23 protein-coding genes are annotated in these 23,121 nt (G+C 57.3%); 8 read left to right on the forward strand and 15 right to left on the reverse strand.

Going from position 1 to position 23,121, the window contains the following annotated elements:
- Positions 1-455: 455 nt before the first annotated feature.
- Genes GM415_RS14825 through GM415_RS14845 form a run of 5 tightly spaced genes read right to left on the reverse strand, consistent with a single transcriptional unit; the run spans position 456 to position 4,132 of the window.
- The gene (locus tag GM415_RS14825) at positions 456-698 is read right to left on the reverse strand and encodes a hypothetical protein (RefSeq protein WP_158949530.1); all 243 of its coding nucleotides are present in this window, start codon (positions 696-698) and stop codon (positions 456-458) included.
- Between the two features lie 4 nt (positions 699-702).
- Positions 703-2,232, reverse strand: a complete 1,530-nt coding sequence (gene gpmI, locus GM415_RS14830; RefSeq protein ID WP_158949532.1) for a 2,3-bisphosphoglycerate-independent phosphoglycerate mutase — start codon at positions 2,230-2,232, stop codon at positions 703-705.
- 12 nt (positions 2,233-2,244) lie between these two features.
- Positions 2,245-2,616 (reverse strand): ribosome silencing factor, encoded by a 372-nt coding sequence (gene rsfS, locus GM415_RS14835; protein WP_158950967.1) that lies wholly within the window; start codon positions 2,614-2,616, stop codon positions 2,245-2,247.
- A 9-nt stretch (positions 2,617-2,625) separates the two neighbouring features.
- Positions 2,626-3,219, reverse strand: coding sequence for a nitroreductase family protein (locus GM415_RS14840; RefSeq protein ID WP_158949534.1), 594 nt, complete (start codon positions 3,217-3,219; stop codon positions 2,626-2,628).
- Between the two features lie 58 nt (positions 3,220-3,277).
- Positions 3,278-4,132, reverse strand: a complete 855-nt coding sequence (locus GM415_RS14845; RefSeq protein WP_158949536.1) for a DUF547 domain-containing protein — start codon at positions 4,130-4,132, stop codon at positions 3,278-3,280.
- Between the two features lie 184 nt (positions 4,133-4,316).
- Here GM415_RS14845 and GM415_RS14850 point away from each other — a divergent pair, with 184 nt between their 5' ends.
- The 4 genes from GM415_RS14850 (at position 4,317) to GM415_RS14865 (ending at position 7,633) form a co-directional block, all read left to right on the forward strand.
- Positions 4,317-5,621, forward strand: coding sequence for a phenylacetate--CoA ligase family protein (locus tag GM415_RS14850; protein ID WP_158949538.1), 1,305 nt, complete (start codon positions 4,317-4,319; stop codon positions 5,619-5,621).
- A 25-nt stretch (positions 5,622-5,646) separates the two neighbouring features.
- On the forward strand, positions 5,647-6,078 hold the full coding sequence (locus tag GM415_RS14855; RefSeq protein WP_158949540.1) for an ACT domain-containing protein: 432 nt from the start codon (positions 5,647-5,649) through the stop codon (positions 6,076-6,078).
- Positions 6,079-6,363: 285 nt separating this feature from the next.
- Positions 6,364-7,137 carry a substrate-binding periplasmic protein gene (locus GM415_RS14860; RefSeq protein WP_158949542.1) on the forward strand — a complete coding sequence of 258 codons (774 nt, stop codon included), beginning with the start codon at positions 6,364-6,366 and terminating at the stop codon, positions 7,135-7,137.
- 112 nt (positions 7,138-7,249) lie between these two features.
- Positions 7,250-7,633, forward strand: a complete 384-nt coding sequence (locus GM415_RS14865; RefSeq protein ID WP_242012265.1) for an Hpt domain-containing protein — start codon at positions 7,250-7,252, stop codon at positions 7,631-7,633.
- A 23-nt stretch (positions 7,634-7,656) separates the two neighbouring features.
- Here the strand turns inward: GM415_RS14865 and GM415_RS14870 are convergent, their stop codons facing one another.
- Positions 7,657-9,015 carry an MATE family efflux transporter gene (locus GM415_RS14870; RefSeq protein ID WP_158949544.1) on the reverse strand — a complete coding sequence of 453 codons (1,359 nt, stop codon included), beginning with the start codon at positions 9,013-9,015 and terminating at the stop codon, positions 7,657-7,659.
- 97 nt (positions 9,016-9,112) lie between these two features.
- Between GM415_RS14870 and cls the strand changes: the two genes are divergently transcribed.
- Complete coding sequence (cls, locus tag GM415_RS14875) at positions 9,113-10,558, forward strand: cardiolipin synthase (protein ID WP_158949546.1); 1,446 nt, start codon at positions 9,113-9,115, stop codon at positions 10,556-10,558.
- A gap of 117 nt (positions 10,559-10,675) precedes the next feature.
- Here the strand turns inward: cls and dapB are convergent, their stop codons facing one another.
- Genes dapB through uvrB form a run of 4 tightly spaced genes read right to left on the reverse strand, consistent with a single transcriptional unit; the run spans position 10,676 to position 16,575 of the window.
- The gene (gene dapB, locus GM415_RS14880) at positions 10,676-11,455 is read right to left on the reverse strand and encodes a 4-hydroxy-tetrahydrodipicolinate reductase (RefSeq protein WP_158949548.1); all 780 of its coding nucleotides are present in this window, start codon (positions 11,453-11,455) and stop codon (positions 10,676-10,678) included.
- Positions 11,456-11,479: 24 nt separating this feature from the next.
- Positions 11,480-13,513, reverse strand: a complete 2,034-nt coding sequence (ligA, locus tag GM415_RS14885) for an NAD-dependent DNA ligase LigA (RefSeq protein WP_158949550.1) — start codon at positions 13,511-13,513, stop codon at positions 11,480-11,482.
- Positions 13,514-13,537: 24 nt separating this feature from the next.
- The gene (locus GM415_RS14890) at positions 13,538-14,572 is read right to left on the reverse strand and encodes a potassium channel family protein (RefSeq protein ID WP_158949552.1); all 1,035 of its coding nucleotides are present in this window, start codon (positions 14,570-14,572) and stop codon (positions 13,538-13,540) included.
- Positions 14,573-14,577: 5 nt separating this feature from the next.
- Complete coding sequence (uvrB, locus tag GM415_RS14895) at positions 14,578-16,575, reverse strand: excinuclease ABC subunit UvrB (RefSeq protein WP_158949554.1); 1,998 nt, start codon at positions 16,573-16,575, stop codon at positions 14,578-14,580.
- Positions 16,576-16,662: 87 nt separating this feature from the next.
- Here uvrB and GM415_RS14900 point away from each other — a divergent pair, with 87 nt between their 5' ends.
- Entirely contained in the window at positions 16,663-17,124 is a 462-nt protein-coding gene (locus GM415_RS14900; protein WP_158949556.1) for a hypothetical protein, read from the forward strand.
- On the opposite strand, the gene aat is transcribed toward GM415_RS14900, so the two are convergent.
- The 4 genes from aat to GM415_RS14920 form a co-directional block, all read right to left on the reverse strand.
- Positions 17,125-17,835 carry a leucyl/phenylalanyl-tRNA--protein transferase gene (gene aat, locus GM415_RS14905; RefSeq protein WP_158949558.1) on the reverse strand — a complete coding sequence of 237 codons (711 nt, stop codon included), beginning with the start codon at positions 17,833-17,835 and terminating at the stop codon, positions 17,125-17,127.
- A 63-nt stretch (positions 17,836-17,898) separates the two neighbouring features.
- A complete protein-coding gene (gene clpA / locus GM415_RS14910; protein WP_242012266.1) occupies positions 17,899-20,220 on the reverse strand; it encodes an ATP-dependent Clp protease ATP-binding subunit ClpA in 2,322 nt (773 codons plus the stop codon).
- A gap of 3 nt (positions 20,221-20,223) precedes the next feature.
- Positions 20,224-20,538 carry an ATP-dependent Clp protease adapter ClpS gene (clpS, locus tag GM415_RS14915; RefSeq protein ID WP_158949560.1) on the reverse strand — a complete coding sequence of 105 codons (315 nt, stop codon included), beginning with the start codon at positions 20,536-20,538 and terminating at the stop codon, positions 20,224-20,226.
- An 81-nt stretch (positions 20,539-20,619) separates the two neighbouring features.
- Positions 20,620-21,216 carry a class IV adenylate cyclase gene (locus tag GM415_RS14920; RefSeq protein ID WP_158949562.1) on the reverse strand — a complete coding sequence of 199 codons (597 nt, stop codon included), beginning with the start codon at positions 21,214-21,216 and terminating at the stop codon, positions 20,620-20,622.
- 45 nt (positions 21,217-21,261) lie between these two features.
- On the opposite strand from GM415_RS14920, the gene crcB reads away from it, so the two are divergent.
- Together crcB and GM415_RS14930 are read left to right on the forward strand one after the other, a co-directional pair.
- Positions 21,262-21,639 carry a fluoride efflux transporter CrcB gene (gene crcB / locus GM415_RS14925; RefSeq protein WP_158949564.1) on the forward strand — a complete coding sequence of 126 codons (378 nt, stop codon included), beginning with the start codon at positions 21,262-21,264 and terminating at the stop codon, positions 21,637-21,639.
- Positions 21,640-21,654: 15 nt separating this feature from the next.
- Positions 21,655-21,993 carry a DUF190 domain-containing protein gene (locus tag GM415_RS14930; RefSeq protein ID WP_158949566.1) on the forward strand — a complete coding sequence of 113 codons (339 nt, stop codon included), beginning with the start codon at positions 21,655-21,657 and terminating at the stop codon, positions 21,991-21,993.
- Between the two features lie 54 nt (positions 21,994-22,047).
- Here GM415_RS14930 and GM415_RS14935 read toward each other — a convergent pair whose 3' ends face one another.
- The gene (locus tag GM415_RS14935; protein ID WP_158949568.1) at positions 22,048-23,118 is read right to left on the reverse strand and encodes a protein-glutamate methylesterase/protein-glutamine glutaminase; all 1,071 of its coding nucleotides are present in this window, start codon (positions 23,116-23,118) and stop codon (positions 22,048-22,050) included.
- Positions 23,119-23,121: the final 3 nt, after the last annotated feature.

The following is a 23,121-nucleotide window of genomic DNA, read 5'->3' on the forward strand; positions in this document are numbered from 1 at the left end:
CACCAGCATGGTAGTCAACCAATCCACTTTCTCTGACAGAATTGTAACGTTTGTTTCAGCTCCCCAAGCCGGCAAAACGCATATCTGCAACAGCACAAAGGTGAAAAATCCCCATGCAAAACCAGCCGAATACGGCCTTCTTTTTCTTATCATTACAGTTTTTCCCATAAGATTTAATGATCAATCCGGTTGAATCCCATAGGCAATTTCCGGACCATTTGTATTCCGACCTCTCTCTGCCCGTTATCTATTCTCAAACTGCATCTCTAAAAAAAATCTAAATAATTTCTAAAATTTCAGCCATCTGAGCGTTTTCTAAATAAACTCTAGAAAATCTCTAACGCTATCCCACTTCAAAAACAGAGATGCATCATGCAGAAAAACAAAAAAAACAACGGCTCCGCGCAGGATGCGCAAGCCGTTGCCAGATGCTTGTCACGGAAAAGAGCGACAGGCTACAAAAAATCGGGATCAATACCGGCCTTACCACCAGCCAGGATGACCTTCATGTAGCGAATAGTCCTGTCGTCCACCGGAACTATGGGGAAATTCTCCCGACAGGCGTCGCACTGGGCCATAGCCGGACGCGACGGCGCGATGAGTGGCACCTCCCGGTCGCAATGCGGACAAGGGTAGAGAAAAATGAGTTCCATACCCGTGGGCTTCACAGGTGTCAGCGGCTTTTTCATATCGGACATACTTCTACCCTTTGGTTATGAGATTCCTGCCGGTCATGCCTTCAGGTTGGTCCACGCCCCACAAGGAAAGGATAGTGGGAGCAATATCACCGAGAATACCCTCGGACAGCGTCACCTCACCACAATTGTCCTCGATGTAGACCAGCGGCACCGGGTTGGTGGAGTGCGCCGTATGCGGAGTTCCATCCTCGGCAATCATTTGCTCGGCGTTGCCGTGGTCCGCTGTGAGCAGCACCCGCCCTCCCCGCTTGAGAACGGCGTCGACGATTCGGGCCACGCAACCGTCCACGGTGATGCAGGCCTTTTCCGCCGCCTCAATGATGCCGGTGTGCCCGACCATGTCGAGATTGGCGAGATTACAGACGCACAAATCGTATTCCGGCATTTCGGCAATGAGCCGGTCCGCGACCTCGTCCGCGCTCATTTGTGGCTTCTGGTCATAGGTGGCCACCTCGCGCGGGGAAGGGATCATGATCCGGTCTTCCCCTTCGAAGGGCTCTTCCCGCCCGCAGTTAAGGAAATAGGTCACATGGGCGTACTTCTCGGTCTCGGCAATGCGCAACTGTTTCATGCCAAGGCCGGACACGATTTCGCCCAGGGTCTGGTCATAGGATTCCGGCGGAAAGGCGTTGGGCATGGGAAAGGAGCTCTCATACCGGGTCATGGTGGCAAAGCCGGCCAATGCGGGCTTGGACTTTCGCTCGAATTCCTCGAAATCGTCTTCAAAAAGGGTGCGGCTGATTTCACGCGCCCGGTCCGCCCTGAAATTGAAAAAGAACACGCCGTCACCGTCACCGATACGGCCGTCTACCCCCTTAACCACACCTGGCTTGACGAATTCGTCATTCTCGCCCGCATCATAAGAGGCCTGGATGCCGGAGAGCGGATCGTCCATCATGACGCCCTCTCCGTCCACCAGCGCCTTGTAGGCCACCTCCACGCGCTCGAAGCGCTGGTCGCGGTCCATGGCCCAATAACGCCCCGAGACAGTGGCGATTGTTCCGACGCCGAGTTCCTCCATCTTCTTAATGAGCTGGCTTACGTAACCATACCCGCTGGCTGGCGGAGTGTCCCTGCCGTCCAGAAAAATGTGGAAGTAGACTTCCTCGATTCCCTGCGCTTTGACCGTTTCCAGCACGGCATAAATATGATTTTGATGGCTGTGCACGCCGCCGTCAGAGACCAGCCCCATGAGATGCAGCCTGCCGCTACCAGCCTTGGTGCGAGCTATCAGATCAAGCAAAGCCTCATTTTTCGCGAACGTCCCGTCCTCGATGGCCATGTCGATGCGAGTCATGTCCTGATAAATGACACGCCCGCCGCCGATGTTCATATGCCCCACTTCGGAGTTGCCCATGAACCCGTCGGGCAGCCCGACCGACCTGCCCGAACAGGCCAGCTGGGTCATGGGATATTCCGCGAGCAACCGGTCTAGGTTCGGGGTGGCTGCATTGCGCACGCAATTCCCCTCGCCCTCCGGGGCAATGCCCCAGCCGTCGAGGATCAGCAACACGGTCTGTTTCGGCTCGGCCATCATGCTCTCCGCTCAGGCTTCGAGTTCCACACGCGGAGCCTCGCCCCACATGCCTTCGAGGTTGTAAAAGTCGCGCAATTCATCAAGGAAGATATGTACCAGCACGTCGTTGAGATCCACCAGAACCCACTCGCCGGTCTTCTGTCCTTCCATGGCCAGAAACTCGATGTTCTCCTCGGAGCATCGCTCCAGAATGTTTTCGGCCAGGGCCTTGGCGTGTTTCACGCCCCGGGCGGACACCACCACGGTTATATCCGTAACCGAGCTAAGGCCGGTCACGTCCATGATCACGATGTTCTCCGCCTGCTTGGCCTCAAGCCATTCGGCAACGAGCCTGGCCTTGTCCACACTGGGAATTTCACTGTATTTCTTATTTTTATTCATCAAGTTAATTCAATCCTGTTTGTTCGGATACCGGCCCACCAGCAACTCGCCAACCGACCGCTTGGGCACGTGATGTTTGTCGTCCGAGGTGCGCCAATACTCGATTTTCCCGTCGGAGGGAAGCGGTTCTACCACGACCTCCTCGGCGGGGACGCCCAATGCCAGAACCAGGAGAATCTCGTAGCGCTCCTCCAAACCGAGGAGCTCGGCCAACTTTCCGCGCTTGATTGTACCGATGATGCAGCCGCCCAGTCCTTTTTCCGTCGCCGCCAGCATGATTGTCTGACAGGCGATACCGTGGTCGCAATGGGGAGTGGAGGCAATATCTCTGTCCAGGAGGATAACTACGTAAGCAGTAGGACGCTCGCCCTCTGCGGGACCGTCCCAGTCCTTGAGGTATCCGGCCCAGCCCAGCAGGGGAAAAATCTCCGCGCACTGATCCTGGTCGGCGGTTACCACATACTTGAGCGGTTGCTTGTTCATGGCCGACGGCATCAGCCGCACAGTATCCACCATATCGACCAGATCCGCCACGTCCACTGGACGAGACTGATCGAAGATGCGCCGAGTCCGGTTTTTCGCAACCAATTCCTTAAAATTCATCTTTCCTCCCTGGCAACCTGTGATTTGTAAAGGACTTTGCCGCCCTCTGCAACGCCCATTAACGGGGCCGGTCATTGAGACGCCAATCATATTCGAGATATTTGACTGTCGGTGTCTTCCCTTTCTCGGTCATTGCGTCCAACTTCTCCTTGAGACTCCCTCGGGCATATTGTTGAAGCCAACTCACGACATCCTCGGGGAAGTCCTTTGCATACCATTTGAAAATCCGGCTCAGGTAAAGCTTTCCATTTTCCAGCCTGTTCCCTTCGGAATCGTTGATAAAGGTGATGGCTGCAACACGAAGCCGATCCTTCAACGAATCAGCGACATACGGCTCCTCCGCCAAGGGCGGGCAACTTCGCGCCGAACAATTGAGAGCAAAATGGACCAGCGGCTCCTGGAAACGGGGTCGAAGGATCTCGTGTTCCACGTGATCAAGGGAGACCAGTTCACCCTTCAACGGAACCACCTTCTGCTTCCACGGCGAAGAGAACCATCCGCCTATGTCCTTGATCGAAGACACGGGATAGTGGTCTACAACAAGACGCAATGTGGCCGCATTGTACAGATTGATGTAAAATGCCAGTTGACCTTCCCGCGACAGGGACTCGGGATCAACTGTCCCCATACGGGAGAGGCTCTCGTCCAACAGCTTACGATTTTCCTTAAGCCCGGCATAGTCCACGCTTCCACCCCGGACGTACCGGTGCAGGACTTCGGCATATTCCGCTTGGCCGGGCGGCCCTGCCAGAGCCGCCTGCCATGACAGCAGGATACACATGGCTAAGAACATTGATTTTCGCACGATCTTTCCCCTTTGTGCATGAAACCTACCATACTGGGACGCAAAAACCAGGAATTCCCGCAAGAGACATTCAAAACGGGACAAACCCCTTGACGCGGAAAGCGACATCGGACAAACTTCCGCCTATGCATAATCCCTGTAACCGACACGACTTTTGGTCTACGAGCCTCCGCTAGGAAGCTCGTGGAATTTCGTTACAGGACTCGCTGATACAACCACGGGCTTCAGGGCTCCGTGGTTTTTTTTCTTGTACGTCAGAGGGCTGAGGGAAGGCCCGCAAGGAGGAGAGAGGATGATCTACGATATTCAAAACGAGACTCTGCCCAGGGAGGACCTGGAAAAACTGCAACTGCGGCGTCTCCAGGCCCTGTGCGAGCGGGTCTACGCCAACGTGCCCTTCTACCGCAGGAAATTTGATGAAAAGGGCATCAAGCCTCAAGACATCAAATCCTTGAGGGACATCACCCTGCTCCCGTTCACGGTCAAGCAGGACCTGCGCGACCAGTATCCCTTCGGCATGTTCGCCGTGCCCAAGGACCAGATCGTGCGCATTCACTCCTCCTCAGGAACCACCGGCACCGCAACCGTGGTCGGCTACACCAAGCGCGACATCGACAACTGGGGCGCGCTCATGGCCCGCTCCTTTGCCGCGTCCGGCGCCACCGCCGCCGACACCGTGCACAACGCCTATGGCTACGGGCTCTTTACCGGAGGCCTGGGTGCTCACTACGGAGCGGAAGCCCTGGGCGCCACGGTTGTCCCGGTATCGGGCGGAGCCACCCGCAGGCAGGTTACCCTGCTCAAGGACTTTGCCCCGGACGTCATCTGCTGCACGCCCTCCTACGCCCTGTTCCTGGCTGAAACCGGCGAGGAAATGGGGATCAACATCAAGGACCTTCCCCTGCGCATCGGCATCTTCGGAGCCGAGCCCTGGACCAACGAAATGCGCGTGGAAATCGAAAAACGACTCGGGATCACGGCCATCGACATCTACGGTCTGTCCGAAGTGATGGGCCCCGGAGTAGCCATCGAATGTGCCGAGGCCCAAGACGGCCTGCATATCCAGGAAGACCACTTCCTGGCCGAGACCATCGACCCGGTGTCCGGCGAACCCGTAGGCCCGGGTGAAGAAGGCGAGCTGGTCTTCACCACCCTGACCAAGGAAGGCATCCCCCTGATCCGCTACCGCACCCGCGACCTGACAACACTGAATACGGTGCCCTGCAAATGCGGCCGCACAACGGCCCGCATGAAGCGCGTCACAGGTCGCTCCGACGACATGCTGATCATTCGCGGCGTCAACGTCTTCCCGTCCCAGATCGAATCCATTCTCATCGAGACTGAGGGACTCACTCCGCATTACCAGCTCATAGTCGCACGTCAGGGCAACCTGGACACCCTGGAAGTCCAGGTCGAGGTCAATGAGTCCATCTTCTCGGACGAGATTAAGAATTTACAACGTGTGGAATCGAAGGTAATGAAGAACATCAAGGAATTCCTTGGCGTCACGGCCAAGGTGACCTTGGTCAACCCCAAGGAAATCGAGCGTTCCGTCGGCAAAGCCAAACGCATTGTCGACAAGCGAAACGAAGGATAACCGAACATAATCCAAGGAGAAAACCATGAAAGTAGATCAACTCTCCATATTTCTGGAAAACCGAGCGGGCCGCCTGGCCGAAGTGACCCGCCTTCTGGCTGAAGCGGAAGTCAACATCCGGGCCCTGTCCCTGGCCGACACCTCGGATTTCGGCATCCTGCGGCTGATCGTGTCCGACTTCGAAAAGGCCAAAGCCAAGCTCAAGGAAAATGGCTTCACCGTTGGCCGCACCTCTGTGGTGGCGGTCGAGGTTGCCGACTCCCCCGGCGGATTGCACAATATTCTCTCCATGTTGCAGGATGCCGGCATCAACGTCGAATACATGTATGCCTTTGTGCAGCAGTCTGGCGACTCCGCCGTGCTTATCCTGCGCTTTGATCGTACTGAGCAGGGCATCGAACTTCTCCAGAAGAACAACATCACCATCATTCCGGGAGAAAAGCTCTACTCCATGTAGTCTATTGAAGTACCCGAATAGTAGCAGGGGCGGGAACCGATATCGGTTCCCGCCCCCTTTTTTACCACTCCGGACGAAATGCGCGAAGCAGAGAAAACTGCATGTAGTGAATTTTCCACTCCATTGTTGCGCGCTAGCCGCAAAAAGCCTATGAAGCGCATAGGGTCAGCCTATAGGGAGCAAAAAAGAGATGAACTGATGTCCTATCCTCTCCCCGGCACTCCTGCGACAATACCTGCACACATCCGAGCATGGCCGCAGAACATAGCGGCACAGGAATAAAGCATGCCGAAAATCTTCCTCATCCCCACGCTGTTGCTTCTCTTGGCCACGCCAGTACTGGCGGAAGACGTTGTTCTGCTTTCAAACGAATACGCCCCATACGTGAATGTTGATCAGAACCACCCTGGATTTCTGACGGAACTGGTTGTGGCAGCTTTCAAGGAGGTGGGAGTAAAGGCACATGTTGAATTCCGTCCGTGGCGACGATGCGCCATGTTGGTGGAGTCCGGCTCCTACCTTGGGGCCTTTCCCTACGCGATCTCCAAAGAGCGGGAAAAATACGCATGGTTCTCCAACAGCATCTGGAGTTGCCGAAATGTTTTTTTCTATCTTAAAAAATCTTTTCCAGACTACGATTACACCAACCTAGAATCCATGCGGAGCTACCTAATCGGCGGCACGTCAGGTAACTACTACGAAAAAGTCTTTCACAAAGTCGGTCTCCGGGTGGATTATGCGCCGGGAGAAGCCTCGGGACTCTGGAAACTATGGGACCGACGCAATGACTTTTTTGCGGAAGACGAGTTGGTGGGATGGAGCTTGATCAGACGCATCTTCCCTGAGCAGCGAGAACGGTTTGCCTCCACCCCCACGCCCTGGCGCATCAATCCCCAACACCTCATGATTTCCAAGAAGTATCCCGGTTCACGAAAATTGCTGCAACGGTTCAACGAGGGCTTGAAAAAGATCAGAACAAACGGGACATTCCATATGATCCTCAGCCATTACATCGACCTGGACCAGCCATCAAACACCATCCGCTTCGAAAGCAAATAATTGGCATCTCCCTCCCCATATTTTTCAGCAAACCTGTTGCCGAAAATTTCTCAGTACCGTATGAAATAGGAATCCGTACGGATTAGAAAAAGAGGTACCGAGGGAGACGTCTGTGACGACTGCAGAAAGAACCAAAAACATCATGGAGCCGGTGGCAAGCGAGGTGATGGATTCCAAATTTCTGGAGTCCATGGCAGGCAAGCAATCCTTTCTGAAACGGATGTTCACGGTTTTCATTTCCCAGGAGCCCAAACGGTTGCGAGAAATCCGAAAGGCGCTGGAAGAGGGAAACGAAGAGCAACTCCGACACTTGGCCCATTCACTCAAGGGAGGTTCGGCAACCATGGGCGTCGCACGAGTGCGCGACTGTTGCCTCGCCCTGGAGAACGCGGCCAAGGCTCATGACCTGAAAGCCGCCGAGGCTCTAATCCCCAAGCTGGAAACGGAGATGCGTCGGGCCTACGCCTTCATGTTCAACTACCTGGACGAGCACTAGACTCCGCTTACGAAACCCATTCGTCAGGCATCCGCTCTGAGCGGAGCCCGTCCCACGCCGGGCCAGACGCGAACCAGACCGAACGCGGCCCGTACAGACGTCCACAGCGCGGTGGTCAACCAGACATAGACAAGAAGATGTTCGGGACGGACGGCCTCCAGGTACATGACGGCACCGCCTGCCATCAGCGACGCGGCCAGCATGGCGTTTCGCAGATAGCGAAAATCGCCGGTTCCCCAGTGAATGCCGTCGGTCGCAAAGGAAAGCGCTCCGACGGGCTGGCTCAAAGAGACCACTAGCCAGGCAGGACCGAAAACAGCCATGGCCGAAGGAGGAACCAGCAGCCACGCCACTCCGGCCTCCCCCAGAAGCATGGCACCGCACAGGACCACCCCGGTTGCCAGACTCCAGAGACAGACGCTTCTCGCCACTCGCCGAGCGAGAGCCCTGTCTCCCGCACCTAGAAAATAGCCTACGAGGCTCTGCCCGCTAATGGCGAAGGCATCCAGAAACAGAGCTGAAAACAAAAAGAACTGCCGAATTGCCTGATAGGCGGCGCCCTCATCGGCCCCGGCCTTGTTGGCAACCCGCGTACACAGAGCCAAAAAGACCAAAAGCGAACCAGTTCGCACAAAGAGGTCCCCGCCGATCTTCATCAGTCTCGCCACGCCCGCACCGCGTATATCCATGGTCAGACCGAGGCGTTTCTTGACCACGGCCAGAGTCCAGATCGCACCGATCCACTGACTCGCCGTGCTGGCTATTGCCGCACCGGCCACGCCCATGGGAGCCACAGGCCCTGCCCCGAAGATGAGCCACCAATCAAGCAGGACGTTGACCAGGTTGATTCCAACGGCCACGAAAAGGGGCGTACGCATATCCTGGACACCCCGGAGTGCCCCGAAACAGGCAAGAGTTACCAGCACGGCGGGCGCGCCTAACAATCGATAGTACATGTATTGACAGGCAAGATCGTTCACCGCGCCTTCACCGCCAAGCAATGCTGCGATGGGACTCAGCACGGGCAAGGCCGCCAGCATCAGAATGACGCCTATGCCCGTAGCCATGGCGGCAGCCAAAGAGACCACCTTCACGGCCCGCTCGTGATGTCCGCCGCCAACAGCCTGGGCCACTTCCGTCTGGGTTCCGATACCGAGAAACGTGAAGGCCCAAAAAATGGATGAAAAGGCCACCGTCCCGACCCCCAGCGCGGCCACGGGTTCCGAACCGGACAAACGTGCCACGAAAGCCGTATCCGCCAAGCCGGTGAGAGGTTCGGCCACAAGGGAAAACAATACCGGCAACGCCAGACCGAGCAGCGTCCTGTTAGGCCTGCGCACAAAAGGATGTTCTCTCGACTCTTCCGAAACTCTCTTGTTCATTCAATCTCTCCCGTTCAGGGGAAAGAGAGATCACATATCTTCAGTAACGGCAAGAGAGTATATTCCGCTCACCATTTTTTTCTGTTATTTATCAGCCATGTTCGAAACAGACATCCACTTCCTGCTTTCGGCTCTCAGCGCCGCCTACACTGTCATAGAAATAACCGCCATCATCAACGCGGTTTTCGCCGTGCGAGATACGCGGACACCACAAGGGGCCGTAGCATGGGCCATCTCCCTCGTTACGTTTCCTGTCTTGACGCTGCCCCTGTACTGGGTATTCGGGCGGCGCAAATTCCACGGATACGTGGATGTCATGCGCGAGGGCGAGGAACGCTTCCGGGAGTTGGTGGGCGACGACCATCCCCTGCCAGCCATAAAACGGCTTTCGGAACGACGGAATCCCCACTTGCCGCGTTGTGCCTTCGAAACTCTGGCAGGCATTCCCTTCATGGAAGGCAACTCTCTGGAATTGCTCGAGGATGGCAAGGCTACCTTCGATGCCATTTTCAAGGCAGTAGAAAGCGCTGAGCACTACATCTTCCTCCAATTCTTCATTGTCCACGATGACGGACTGGGCAGAAGCCTCAAAGACCTGCTCCTACGGAAAGCCCGGCAGGGAATCCGTATCCACTTCCTGTATGATGAGATCGGCTGCCACGACACTCCCGCCGCCTACTGGGAAGAGTTGCGGTCAAGCGGCGTCCAAGCCCACCCCTTCCATACCACGCGGGGATGGGGCAACAGGTTGCAGCTCAATTTCCGAAACCACCGCAAAATAGTAGTCGTGGACGGACACACCGCCTTTGTGGGCGGGCACAACGTGGGAGACGAATACCTCGGCATAACAAAGAAATTTAACGGGTGGCGCGACACGCACCTGCGCATCAGCGGCCCGGCTCTGCTGGGAGTGCGCATGAGTTTTGCCCGAGACTGGTACTGGGCCACAGGTGAGATGCTGGAGTTGGACATGACCGTGCCCCCGGTGGCAGGTGATGCCGACGTACTGACTCTGGCCACGGGGCCCGCCGACGAACTGGAATCCTGCTCTCTCATGTTCATCCGCGCCATCAACGCGGCCCGCAAGCGGTTCTGGATCGCCAGTCCCTACTACGTACCGGACAGCGCAGTGACCAAGGCACTTCAACTGGCGGCCATGCGCGGCGTGGATATCCGCATCATGCTCCCGGAAAAGGCTGACCATCTACTCGTCTACCTGGCCGGTTACGCCTGTCTCCACGACCTGGATATTCCCGGTATCCGCGTTTACCGCTACAATCAGGGATTCCTGCACCAAAAGGTCTTTCTTGCGGACAACACCCTGGCTGGAGTGGGCACCGCCAACCTGGACAACCGTTCCTTCCGCCTCAACTTCGAACTGACCATGCTCGTGGAGAACGCTGCCTTCAATCGGCAGATCAAGGAGATGCTCGAACGGGATTTCGCCCGCTGTGAGGAAACGGATACCAAGGAATATGATCGAAAGAACATCGTCTATCAGACTGCAGTCAAGTGCGCCCGCCTGCTCTCTCCCATTCTGTGATTTCTTACTCTAGAAATAACCGGCTCAAATAAGAGACACCGCTTTCGAAGAAATAGTATTCAACAAAAAAGAGGCTCCCTACGGGAGCCCCTTTTCTCTTGTCAGTATTAAATTCGCCTAGAAGATGTCAGCCATGGCGTAGAGCTTGCCCGGCTTCTGCTGCGCCAACCACTTGGCCGCACGCAACGCGCCGGAGGCAAAAGTCTCTCGCGAGTGGGCACGGTGAGTGACTTCAATCCTCTCCCCCGGACCGAAGAAGAACATGGTGTGGTCGCCGACCACGTCGCCGCCGCGCAGGGTCTGGACACCAATCTCCTTCTTCGGGCGCTCGCCGATAATGCCGTCGCGACAGTGCTTCTTGACCTCGTCATAGTCCCAGCCACGGGCTTCGGCCAGACACTGGGCCAGCTTGAGGGCTGTTCCGCTGGGCGAGTCCTTCTTCATCTTGTGATGGGTCTCGACCATCTCCATGTCATATGCTTCGCCCAGAGCCTGAACCAGATCGGGCAGGATCTTGAGCAGGACGTTGACGCCCACGGACATGTTCGGAGCCCAGAAGATGGGAACCTCCTTGGCCGATTCAGCCAGTTCGGCCTGCTGCTCCTTGTTCAGGCCGGTAGTGCCGATGACGATGGGATTGCCGTTCTTGGCCGCCACCTTGGCCGAGGCCACAGAGGACTCGGGGGACGTGAAGTCAATAACCACGGCACCGGGCACCTCCGGGAGAAGCTCCTCCAGGCAGTCCGAAGCGGTGCAGCCGTCAAAATCGATGCCCCCGGCGTTGCCCTTGCGCTCGCACGCGCCCACCAGGTTAAGTTCATCGTCAGCCAAAGTCAGGTTGACCAGCGTGTTGCCCATGCGCCCCTTGGCGCCCAAAATCACGATATTTGTCGTCATTGCATACTCCTGCTTGTTAAATATTTATTCGGATTCATTAAGCAAAGCCATGAACCCGTCAAAATCGATCACGGTCAGTCCGAGTTTCTCCGCCTTGGCGATCTTGGAGCCAGCCTTTTCTCCGGCTACCACAAAATCCACCTTTTTGGATATGGATTTGACCGCGCTGCCGCCCCGCTCCTCAACCAGAGCCTGGGCCTGCGTGCGCGTCATATCCGGCAAACTCCCTGTAAAGATGAAAACCTTTCCTGCAAGCGGCTGCTTTGCCGCGTCCTCTTCCGTTTCCGTATCGATGGAGCCCACCGGCCAAAAGCCCACCATCTTGAACTCGGCTAGAAGCTTTCTGGTCGGCTCACTCTGGAAAAAGCGATGAACGCTTTCGGCCACTTTGGGCCCCACATCTTCCAGATCCTGCAACTCGTCTTGTGTAGCCGCACCAATGGCGTCCAGATCGGCGTAATGGGCGGCAAGGGTGCGCGCCGTCTGCTCGCCCACGTGGCGAATGCCCAATCCGGCGACAAGCCGCCAGAGCGGAGCCTCTTCCCGGGCCTTGGCAATGGCTGTGATAAAGTTATCAGCAGACTTGTCTCCCATGCCTTCATAACGAAGCAGATCGGTCTTCTTCAAAGAAAAGAGATCGGCGGGCGTATCAAGCACACCGTCCACGGCCAGACGCTCCACCCACTTGCGGCCCACCCCTTCCATGTCGAGCCCGGCCTTGGACACGAAATGGATGATCTGCTGTACGGTCTTGGCCGGGCACGCCGGATTGGAACAGCGCACGGCCTCGCCGTCCTCATAGGCATCGCTCTCACAAACGGGACAGGTCATGGGAAAGACGTAGGGCTCGGCATGGGAGGGCCGTTCCTCCAGGTCCACGGACAGGACCTGCGGAATGACATCCCCGGCCCGCTGGATGAGCACGGTGTCGCCTATGCGAAAATCCCGCTCCCGGATGTAGCCCTTGTTGTGCAGGGTGGCGTTGCTCACCGTCACTCCGGCCAGGGGAACCGGCTCCAGTTCCGCCACAGGGGTCAGCACACCGGTGCGCCCGACCTGGATACGAATGTCCTTGAGCACCGTCTTGGCCTGGTGCGCAGGAAACTTCAGGGCCAATGCCCAACGCGGTGCCCTGGACGTAAAGCCGAGCGCCCGCTGCATCTCCAGGTTGTTCACCTTGGCAACGACACCGTCAATTTCAAACGGCAAAGCGGCGCGTCGTTCCCCAAGTTCGAGAAAATAGTCGGCGACCTCCTGTTTGGAACCGCACAGCCGGGCCTCGGGCGGGATGGAAAAGCCGAATGCTCCAAGCCCATCCATGATCTCCTTTTGCGAGGTCCAGCTAAACAGCGGCCCGCCCCACTCAACTCGACCGACGCCGTAGGCCAGAAAGCGAAGAGGTCTGGACGCAGCGACCTTGGGATCAAGTTGACGAATGGACCCGGCAGCAGCGTTGCGGGGATTTGCAAACACCTTTTCCCCGGCCAATTCCTGACGCTCGTTCAAGGCAGCGAAATCCTCGTTGGCCATGACCACTTCGCCCCGGACCTCCAACAGGTCTGGGACGTTGCCCCCGCGCAGGTTCATGGGCAGGTTCATGACCGTGCGCATATTATGGGTCACGTCCTCGCCGGTTTGTCCATCGCCGCGCGTTGCCGCCCGGACGTAGCGCCCCTTCTCGTAAATAACCTCCAAGGCCAGGCCATCCATCTTCGGGTCGGTCCAGTACTCGACGTCCGCACGACCGAGGCCTTTGGCAACGCGCTCGGTGAAGGCATACCAGTCCTCCACCTTCATGGCGTTGTCCAGGCTGTACATACGCACGGCATGCTCATAGGGCGTGAACCCTGCGGCAGGCTCACCGCCTACGCGTCGGGTGGGGGAATTGGGATCGTCCAGTTCCGGGTGGGCCGCTTCCAGCGCCGCCAGTTCCCGAAACAACTCGTCGTATTGGCTGTCCGTAATCTCGGGCGCGTCCAGAACGTAATAGAGATAATTGTGATGTTCGAGAGTTTCGCGCAGATACGCCGCGCGTTCGGTAAAATCAGATGATGCCATAGGGTTCGATGCAATCCGCCAGGGTTAAAGTATTGCCTTGATCTCGCTCAGGTTGGTCTTCTTGCCCACCGCCAGCAGGGTGTCCCCGGCATGGATGACTTCCTTGGGGCCGGGGTTGAAGACCATCTCCCCGTTGGCCTGCTTGATGGCGATGATGATCAGGTTGAAACGCGGGCGAATCTTGGAGTCGATGAGGTCCAGGCCGCACAGTTCGGACTCGGCGGTAACGGCGAGCTCCTCCATCTGCAGGTCGATGCCTCCGCGAACGGCCAGTTCGATGAAGTTGGTCACCGTGGGACGAAGCACGTTCTGGGCCATACGCAATCCGCCGATGAAGTGAGGCAGGACCACACGATTGGCCCCAGCCAGTTCCAACCGTGAAATATGCGTCTTGTCTCCGGCGCGGGCGACGATGGTAATATCCGGGTTAAGCTGGCGGGCTGTCAGGGTCACGTAGACGTTGGCGGCCTCGCTGGTCAGGGCGGAGATGAGCGACTTGGCGTGAAGCAGGCCTGCCGCCAAAAGGGTCTCATCGCTGGTGGCATCGCCTTCAATGCACAGAATCCCGTCCTGCTCCAGCTTGTCGATCAGGTCAGGGTCCTGTTCGATGACGACCACGGCATGTCCCTCGTTCATGATCTCCTGAACCACGATGGTGCCGATTCGCCCATAGCCACAAATGATAAAATGATTTCGCAGCTTACTGATTTCTTTGAGCATCTTGTGCTTACCCCACATTATTTGCAAACGCCCGTCGATGAGCAGTTGAGCGAACGCACCGGCAATATAGACGAAACCGCCCACGCCACCCATGATCAGGAAGGCCGTGAAAAGCCGCCCTGCCTCGGAGAGCTGGTTGACCTCCATGTAGCCGACGGTGGAAAGAGTGATGACCACCATGTAAAACGAACTGACAAAATCCCAGTCCTCATAGCCCATGTAAAAGGCGATCCCGATCAGGAAGACGATGAACAGATATACGACGCCGAGGACGACACTCCAGAAAGACCCGAGTTTCGCCCTCAGCCTGAGCATCCGTCTGTGAAACACATCGCCCATATCCCCTACCCCAGCTCCAAAATTCTTTCCTGCAACAAGGCTATGCTGTCCCGAAGTTCGGCCGCCCGCTCGAAGGCCAGCTCCTTGGCGGCCTCTCGCATTTCCCGCTCCAACCGCTTGACTGTCTTCCGCAATACTTTCGGATCCGAGCCATACTCGGCGGCGGGCTCGGCTGCCATGGCCACGGTCTGGCCGCTACCGCCTCCCAACTCGCCGAACAGATTCTCCACCTTCTTGCGGATGGTCATGGGCGTAATGCCGTGATCAACATTATATTGCTGTTGCTTTTCACGCCGCCGTTCGGTCTCCTCCATGGCTTCAGCCATGGACCCGGTGACCTTGTCCGCATAGAGGATCACCCTTCCTCCGACATTGCGCGCCGCCCTGCCGAAAGTCTGGATAAGAGACCGGTTGGAACGCAGGAACCCTTCCTTGTCCGCATCCAGAATCGCAACCAGGGACACCTCGGGTATATCGAGCCCTTCCCGAAGCAGGTTGATTCCCACCAGCACGAAGAATTCCCCCGCCCGCAGAGCCTGGATGATGGCCATGCGCTCCAGGGTGTCGATATCCGAATGCAGGTAACGAGCAGGAACGCCCATGGAGTTGAGATAATCATTCAAATCCTCGGCCATGCGCTTGGTCAAAGTGGTGACCAGAACCCGCTCGTCCCGTGACTGTCTCTTTTTACATTCTGCCAGTAAATCGTCAATCTGTCCCTGTACTTTTCGGACCTCGACCTCAGGATCAAGCAGTCCCGTCGGACGAATGATCTGTTCCACTACGACGCCCTGAGCCAGGTCCAGCTCCAAGGGACCGGGCGTGGCCGAAACATAGACGGCCTGATGCACCCGACCCTGGAATTCCTCATAGTTGAGCGGACGGTTGTCCAGGGCCGAGGGCAACCGAAATCCGAAATCCACCAGCGTGGTCTTGCGTGATCTGTCGCCGTTATACATCCCGCCCACCTGCGGCAAGGCGATATGGGACTCGTCCACGAACAGAATGAAATCTTCCGGGAAATAGTCGAGCAAGGTGGATGGAGGCTGTCCCTCGGTCCGCCCGTCAAGGTGGCGGGAGTAGTTCTCGATGCCGTTGCAGTAGCCAAGCTCTTCTATGATCTCGAGGTCATACATGGTCCGCTGTTCCAGCCTCTGGGCCTCGACCAGCTTGTTCGCGCCTTTCAATTCGGCCAGGCGCACCTGCAATTCATTGCGAATGTCATCCACCGCGCGATCCAGGTTTTCACGGTCGGACACGAAGTGGCTGCCTGGATAGATGACGGTCTTGCGAAGGCGGTCCTTGACTTCGCCGGTCAGCGGATCGGTCTCGGCAATGGAGTCGATCTCGTCACCGAAGAACTCTATGCGCAAGGCCTTCTCCCGGCTGTAGGCCGGGATGATTTCCACTACGTCTCCCCGAACGCGGAATGTGCTGCGATGGAAATCATAGTCGTTGCGCTCATAGTGAATCTCCACCAGCCGCGATAAAAGGGACTCCATGGCCATGGTCTGCCCTTCTTCAACAGGGATGACCATTTTGGCATAAAAATCGGGTGAGCCCAATCCATAGATGCAGGAAACCGAGGCCACGACCAGCACGTCGCTCCGGGTCAGGATCGCATGGGTGGCGGAGTGCCGGAGCTTGTCTATATTGTCGTTTATGGACGAATCTTTCTCAATGTAGACGTCCGAGTGCGGCAGGTAGGCCTCAGGCTGGTAATAGTCATAATAACTTACGAAGTACTCGACAGCATTATCGGGAAAGAGAGAACGGAATTCGGTGTAGAGCTGCGCGGCCAGTGTCTTGTTGGGCGCGAGCACCAGGGCGGGCCGATTCAGTCCGGCCACTACGTTGGCCATAGTGAAGGTCTTGCCCGTACCGGTGGCGCCAAGCAAAACCTGATCTCGTACCCCTGCGCGCAACCCCGTCGTGAGCTCCTCGATGGCCTCCGGCTGATCTCCCTTGGGAGTAAAATCGCTGACAAGTCTGAAATCCGGCATGAATATATCTCGTCCCACTTGAGGAAATTCGCTGAAACGCGTAATCAATTGTTATAGATACCCGAAAAGCAACACGGAGCGACCGTAATGGAAATCATCATCATACAGCCTGAAGAAACGCCACCCGTCCCCTTTGTCCACTCGCTGTCCATGGTCATAAAGAGCTTCAAAGGCCGCCGTGACGTGGAGGTCCACCTCTTTCGAAGCTCCTGGGAAACCGCCATGGAGGAAGGGGTAGACTGGACCCGGCTTATCAGCGGCACGGAGGACGCAGAGTCCAGCAGGCGCGTGATCATGGAATCCTTTACCGCCGCTGAGCGCGACCGTATCATAAAGTATCTGAAAGAGCAGTATTCCACAAGGCTTAGAGGGATACGCTCCACACCATTGACCTTCCCGGTCCCGGCTGGGCTTGCCGGCCTTTCTCAGCTGACGCCGAATAAATCCGTCGGCCTGATCGAATTCGAAAGAATCCCCAGCTACTCTCTGGGGCTGCCCATCAAGGGACTCTACGACCTGAACCAGCACCCGCCCATCGTCGAAGACTGATCAGGAACCCGGCTGGCAGCAAGATTGGTCGTCGAAGGCCCAACGCCCTTCGCGCGTGGGGTTCTCCATGGCCTCCCGGAGCATGGCCTGAAACCGAAAGCGCTGCAACTCGCGGGCACCGAACCGGAGCAGATGGCTTGTGGTCTGCTGGCAATCGATGAGAGTGAACCCCCAGACACGCAACTGCCGGACCAAAGTGCAAAAGGCCGCTTTCGAGGCATTGGGTACTCGGTAAAACATGGACTCCCCGAAAAAGGCGGAACCGAGTGAGACACCGTACAGACCGCCAGCCAACTCCCCATCACGCCATGCCTCCACGCTATGTGCGTATCCAAGGCGATGCAACAGGATATAGGCCTCCTGCATCTCGGGTACGATCCATGTTCCCTCCTGCTCCGGCCGACAGGATGTGCCACAGCCTCGGATGACCGCCTCGAAGTCGGTATCAAGAGTGAAAGAAAACTCACCCCTGTTCAGTACACGGCGGACACTGCGCGGCGTATGCAACTCTTCGGGCAACAGCACCAAGCGGGGATTGGTGGACCACCACAATATGGGGGAATCCTCGGCGTACCAGGGGAAAATACCGTTGGCGTAGGCCGTGAGCAGACGTTGCGGAGAGAGATCGCCGCCCACGGCGAGCAATCCGTCAGGCTCGGCCTCTTCCGGGTCCGGGAAAATGGGTTCCTCGAATAGACGGTAGATGGTCATGCCACTCGCTCAATACAAGGAGGGGGCGGCGCAATGCCACCCCCTGATTCCGTTGCAGTCGGATTATTGAATCTTGCCCGTCGGATCGAAAGTGAAAACAAATTCACCCGATTCGTTGACGGCGGGGATCTTCTTTTTGCCCTTGGACTTCCCGGCCACATCCACGGTGACCACGCCACCCTTGACCAGCTCTCCGAAGAGCAGCTCGTCGGCGATGAAATCCTTGATCTCGGTCTGAATGACCCTGGCCATGGGACGGGCTCCCATGGAAGTGTCGTAGCCAAGCTCGGCCAGCCGCGCACGCGCCGGGTCGGTCAGCACGACCACCACGCGACGGTCCTGCAACTGGTCGTTGAGCTCCTTGACGAACTTGTCCACGATCCGTTCCATGACCGGCTGCTCCAACGCCTTGAAGGTGACGATGGCGTCCAGACGGTTGCGGAATTCCGGACTGAAGAGCTTTTCCAGGGCCTTGATGGCACCGCCCTTGCGGTCGGCGTTCTCGTTGCGCGTGAACCCGATGGCGCTCTTGGACATCTCCCGCGCACCCGCGTTGGAAGTCATCAACAGGATGACGTGGCGGAAATCGGCCTTGCGCCCATTGTTGTCGGTCAGCGTGGCGTAGTCCATGACCTGGAGCAGGATATTGAAGACGTCCGGGTGGGCCTTCTCGATCTCGTCGAACAGGACTACACAGTGCGGCTTCTTGCGCACGCCCTCGGTGAGCAGACCGCCCTGGTCGAAACCGACATAGCCAGGAGGCGCACCGATAAGTCGGGCCACAGCGTGCTTCTCCATATACTCGGACATGTCGAAACGCAGGAAACCGATACCCAGGGTCTGGGCCAGTTGACGGGCCAATTCGGTCTTGCCCACGCCGGTGGGGCCGGTGAGCAGGAAAGACCCGACGGGCCGGCCGGCCTGGCGCATGCCTGCACGGGAACGCTTGATGGACTTGGACAGAGCCCTGACGGCCTCGTCCTGACCAAAAACCACGTTCTTGAGATCATCCTCAAGGGACTGAAGCCGGGCCTTGTCCGAAACAGTCAGCCTGCGGGCCGGAATGCGGGCCATGCGGGCTACGATCTTTTCGATGTCGGCCACCTTGATCCGGTCACCCTTGCGCGACCTGGTGGAGAGCTTGTAAAGCGCACCCGCCTCGTCCATGACGTCGATTGCCTTGTCGGGCAGGAACCGATCGGTAATATGTCGCTCGGAAAGCTCAGCAGCCGCCTTGAGTGCAAAATGGGTGTAATTGACACCGTGGAACTCCTCATAGTGAGGCTTGAGTCCCTTGAGAATGGCGATGGTCTCTTCCACAGTGGGTTCGTTGATCTCGATCTTCTGGAACCGGCGCGACAGGGCGCGGTCCTTCTCGAAATGGTTTTTGTACTCCTCGAAGGTGGTAGAGCCGATGCAGCGGATTTCACCGGACTGCAACAGCGGCTTGAGAATGTTCGAGGCATCCATGGACCCGCCGGAAACGGCTCCCGCGCCGACGATGGTGTGGATCTCGTCCACGAAGAGGATGGCGTCCTTGTGAGTCTTGAGCTGTGCCAGCACACCCTTAAGCCGCGCCTCGAAGTCACCACGGTACTTGGTGCCCGCCAGAAGCGACCCCATGTCCAGAGAGTAGACCTCGGCATTGAGGAAATCGTCAGGCACGTTGCCCTCGACAATCATGAGGGCCAGCCCCTCGGCCATGGCGGTCTTGCCCACGCCGGGATCACCTACGAAGATCGGATTGTTCTTGCGGCGGCGGGACAGGACCTGCACCGTGCGCTCCAGCTCGTCGGCACGACCGATCAGCGGGTCGATGAGCCCCTGGGCAGCCCGTTCGGTCAGATTGACTGTGAACTCCTCCAGCGGAGACTTCTTTTCGCCGGGACGCCCCTCAAGCGGGTCGACCTTGGAAGGCTGTTCCTCACCCACGTCATCCCAATCCTTGCCCATGGACATGCCGTGAGAGATGAACTCCAGAATGTCGAGGCGGGAGATGTCGTGCGTGCGCAGGAAGTAGACCGCGTAGGAGTCCTCCTCATCGAACATGGCCGCGAGCACGTCGCCCACGTCGACCACGGTCTTGCCGGAGGCCTTTTTCTGCCACACGGCGCGCTGAAGAACACGGCGGACGCCCAGAGTCTGGATGACTTCGGTCTCGGTCCCCTCGGGCAACGCCTCCATGTTCTCCACGAAAAATCGGCCCAACTGGTCGCGCAACCGTTCCAACTCGGCACCGCAGGCCTCGAGAATCTCCTCGCCCTGCTCCCCGATGGAGATGGCATACAGGAGGTGTTCCAGCGTGAGGAACTCGTGGTTCCTCCGCTTGACTTCGTTGACGGCGGACGTCAACGCACTTTCCAGTTCCTTGCTCAGCATCGTCATAATCTATTCACCTTCCATGCTGCACTTGAGCGGGAATCCCGCGCTCTTTGCCAGCCTATGAACCAAATCAACCTTGGTTTCGGCTACTTCGGCGGTATAGACGCCACAAACGCCATACCCCTGGTTATGCACGGACAACATGATCGCCGTTGCCTGGGCCTCGCTCTTGCGAAACACCCGAATCAAGACCTCGACCACGAAGTCCATGGTCGTATAATCGTCATTATGCAGCAGGACCTTATATTTCCGAGGCTCCTTGACTTCATGCTCGTCAAGCAGCTCGGCATCGGACCGGTCGCCGGTAACAGGGTCGCTCATTTCGATGACACTCCAACAATCCTTTTTTATCCTTTAGCACCCAATATAAATTCCTTTTCCCCACCTGTCGAGAGGAGCGGGTCAATCTTTCCCCATTTGACGGAGGATTTCCTCCCTTTTCGCCCCGGAAAAGAGAAAATTCTCATCCGGTTCAAGGCCGTTAACGGCCCGGTGTTCGATATTGAGGGCATGATAGGTCGACTTGGTCGTTCTGTTGTCGTCCAGGCCGAGGGCCGCCGCACAGGCGGGAACGCTCTCCTCGCTTCCCTCGATCTCCACGAAATCGCCAAACGGCAACCGGTCAAGACAGACGGCGCATCCCATGAACAACCATTTCTCCCGCACCTTCTCGTACCCGAAAGCCACGGAAAAACCCACTGTTTCCAACGAAAGACGCATGGCGTCAAAATCGTCCACCCCGGTCTCGATTTCCTCGAAGACTTTGAGGGCCGACGGATGAGGTTCGTCGGGCAGCTTCTTCACGGTCAACACCGCCCGGCCCCGCTTCTCCCGGAGCCGGAGCAAAGTCCCCGCCTTCTTGAGAGAACGTTCCGAATCATCGAATACGAGATTCGACTCGAGGTACGGCCCGGTCGAATCTCCTCCTGCTTCGCGCAGACGCATGGAAAGCGCTTCGAGGTTCGCATCAAGATATTTCAATTCACATTCAAGGGACATTGGCATTCTCTCTTCATCTTGCTAAGGTGCGTCAAGGATTAGCACATGTTTACGAAAATTCTCTACCTTTGTATCGGTGGCGCTGCCGGGACCCTTTCCCGGTATTGGCTCTCGGGAGTGGCCCAACGCCTGGCGGGCGGTTCATTTCCGGCGGGAACCTTTGCCGTGAACATGCTCGGCTGCCTCTTCTTCGGGACGGTCTGGGGCTTCTTCGAGAATCGGCTCCTGCCCGGTAGCGAGATTCGCCTGTTGTGCCTGACCGGCTTCATGGGCGCGTTCACGACCTTTTCCACCTACATGTTCGAGACCGCTGGGCTGGTCAAGTCCGGACAAATGATCATGGCCATGGCAAACGTGGTGGGCCAATCCGTCGCCGGGCTGGCACTTGTCCTGGCGGGGATCGCCGTGGGAAGGCTTCTCTAGAAAACGGAGCACAGCATGAAACTACTGGAACAAGCGGAACGCATCCGGGTCTACACCGGCGAAGACGACAAGTACAAGGGCCGCCCCATGGCCGATCTCATAGTGGAGGAGGCGCGGAAACTGGGGCTGGCCGGAGCCACGGCCTATCGCGGCTTGAGTGGGTTCGGAGCCAACAGCCGGGTCCATACCAGCAAGATTCTCCGTCTCTCGGAGGACCTCCCCGTGGTGGTTGAAATTGTGGATCACCCGGAGCGCACCGCCCCGCTGCTCGAATTCCTCGACAAGGTCATGGGTGAGGGCATGGTCACACGCGAACCCGTGGACGTCATCCTATACCGGCACAATCAGAAATAACAGAAGGCCTCCGGAAGAAACCTCCGGAGGCCTTTGACTCAAGAGAGAAAAAACCTAACCGCAAGCCCGGACAATCTCTCCGGCGATGCCGGTCAACGTCATGACCTTGTGCACGCCGCCGTGCTTGATGGCCTCCTGAGGCATACCGAAGACGACACACGACGCCTCATCCTGAGCGATGGTATAGGCCCCCGAATCATACAATTCGCGCATACCCTTGGCACCGTCATCGCCCATGCCGGTCATGATGGCAGCAACCACGTTCTTGCCTCCGTAGCGCGCACCGGACCGAAACAGAACGTCCACCGAGGGACGATGACGCGAAACCAGCGGGCCCGCCTTGACCTCGACATGATATTTGTTCCCGGTACGCTTGAGCAGCATGTGCTTGTCGCCGGGTGCAATGAGTGCCTGACCGCGCATCATGGGGTCGCCGTCCACAGCCTCCTTGACGCTGATCTGGCAGATCCCATTAAGCCTGTTGGCAAAAGCTGCCGTAAAATGCTCAGGCATGTGCTGGACGATGGCGATAGGCGGACAGTTCACAGGCTGAGCTTCGAGGAAAATGCGCAGGGCCTCGGTTCCGCCCGTAGAAGCACCCACAAGGCATATTTTTTCCGTTGCCGAAAGATTCTGTGTCTTACCCATGGGAATCACCGCATCCGCGTCTAATTTAGGGGCTACCTTCATCGGTTTCACATCAGCCAGGGGCTTTACCCTGCCCCTGGTGCTGGCCGCCGCCTTGACCTTGTCAATGAGGCGGATGGACGATTCCTCAAGAAACTTCTTTGTGCCGACCTTGGGCTTGGTGATGATTTCCACCGCACCGAGCTCCAACGCCTTGATGCCGTTGGAGGTCCCCCTGTCCGCGACCGAAGAGCAGATGACAACCGGAATGGGGTGTTGCTTCATCAGCTTTTCAAGGAAGGTCAATCCGTCCATGCGCGGCATTTCGATATCCAGGGTGATGACGTCCGGGATCTCGTTTTTGAGACGCTGAGCCGCCACATAGGGATCGGAAGCGGTCCCCATGACCTCGATGGCTGGATCCGAGTTCAAAATATCCACCAATGTCTGCCTGACAACAGCGGAATCATCCACTACAAGCACGCGAATCTTCTTCATACC

This window comes from Pseudodesulfovibrio cashew, from assembly GCF_009762795.1.
Classification (GTDB): domain Bacteria; phylum Desulfobacterota; class Desulfovibrionia; order Desulfovibrionales; family Desulfovibrionaceae; genus Pseudodesulfovibrio; species Pseudodesulfovibrio cashew.

What these genes read in the sequence shown, in the direction of transcription:
- ligA (WP_158949550.1), bottom strand. Translation starts at nt 13,513, where the DNA reads ATGGCATCATCTGATTTTACCGAACGCGCGGCGTATCTGCGCGAAACT.
- gpmI (WP_158949532.1), bottom strand. Translation starts at nt 2,232, where the DNA reads ATGGCCGAGCCGAAACAGACCGTGTTGCTGATCCTCGACGGCTGGGGC.
- cls (WP_158949546.1), top strand. Translation starts at nt 9,113, where the DNA reads ATGTTCGAAACAGACATCCACTTCCTGCTTTCGGCTCTCAGCGCCGCC.
- GM415_RS14850 (WP_158949538.1), top strand. Translation starts at nt 4,317, where the DNA reads ATGATCTACGATATTCAAAACGAGACTCTGCCCAGGGAGGACCTGGAA.
- crcB (WP_158949564.1), top strand. Translation starts at nt 21,262, where the DNA reads ATGTTTACGAAAATTCTCTACCTTTGTATCGGTGGCGCTGCCGGGACC.
- clpA (WP_242012266.1), bottom strand. Translation starts at nt 20,220, where the DNA reads ATGACGATGCTGAGCAAGGAACTGGAAAGTGCGTTGACGTCCGCCGTC.
- GM415_RS14855 (WP_158949540.1), top strand. Translation starts at nt 5,647, where the DNA reads ATGAAAGTAGATCAACTCTCCATATTTCTGGAAAACCGAGCGGGCCGC.
- rsfS (WP_158950967.1), bottom strand. Translation starts at nt 2,616, where the DNA reads ATGAATAAAAATAAGAAATACAGTGAAATTCCCAGTGTGGACAAGGCC.
- GM415_RS14825 (WP_158949530.1), bottom strand. Translation starts at nt 698, where the DNA reads ATGTCCGATATGAAAAAGCCGCTGACACCTGTGAAGCCCACGGGTATG.
- GM415_RS14935 (WP_158949568.1), bottom strand. Translation starts at nt 23,118, where the DNA reads ATGAAGAAGATTCGCGTGCTTGTAGTGGATGATTCCGCTGTTGTCAGG.
- GM415_RS14860 (WP_158949542.1), top strand. Translation starts at nt 6,364, where the DNA reads ATGCCGAAAATCTTCCTCATCCCCACGCTGTTGCTTCTCTTGGCCACG.
- GM415_RS14870 (WP_158949544.1), bottom strand. Translation starts at nt 9,015, where the DNA reads ATGAACAAGAGAGTTTCGGAAGAGTCGAGAGAACATCCTTTTGTGCGC.
- dapB (WP_158949548.1), bottom strand. Translation starts at nt 11,455, where the DNA reads ATGACGACAAATATCGTGATTTTGGGCGCCAAGGGGCGCATGGGCAAC.
- GM415_RS14920 (WP_158949562.1), bottom strand. Translation starts at nt 21,216, where the DNA reads ATGTCCCTTGAATGTGAATTGAAATATCTTGATGCGAACCTCGAAGCG.
- GM415_RS14890 (WP_158949552.1), bottom strand. Translation starts at nt 14,572, where the DNA reads ATGGGCGATGTGTTTCACAGACGGATGCTCAGGCTGAGGGCGAAACTC.
- GM415_RS14900 (WP_158949556.1), top strand. Translation starts at nt 16,663, where the DNA reads ATGGAAATCATCATCATACAGCCTGAAGAAACGCCACCCGTCCCCTTT.
- GM415_RS14840 (WP_158949534.1), bottom strand. Translation starts at nt 3,219, where the DNA reads ATGAATTTTAAGGAATTGGTTGCGAAAAACCGGACTCGGCGCATCTTC.
- GM415_RS14930 (WP_158949566.1), top strand. Translation starts at nt 21,655, where the DNA reads ATGAAACTACTGGAACAAGCGGAACGCATCCGGGTCTACACCGGCGAA.
- clpS (WP_158949560.1), bottom strand. Translation starts at nt 20,538, where the DNA reads ATGAGCGACCCTGTTACCGGCGACCGGTCCGATGCCGAGCTGCTTGAC.
- GM415_RS14845 (WP_158949536.1), bottom strand. Translation starts at nt 4,132, where the DNA reads ATGTCGCTTTCCGCGTCAAGGGGTTTGTCCCGTTTTGAATGTCTCTTG.
- aat (WP_158949558.1), bottom strand. Translation starts at nt 17,835, where the DNA reads ATGACCATCTACCGTCTATTCGAGGAACCCATTTTCCCGGACCCGGAA.
- uvrB (WP_158949554.1), bottom strand. Translation starts at nt 16,575, where the DNA reads ATGCCGGATTTCAGACTTGTCAGCGATTTTACTCCCAAGGGAGATCAG.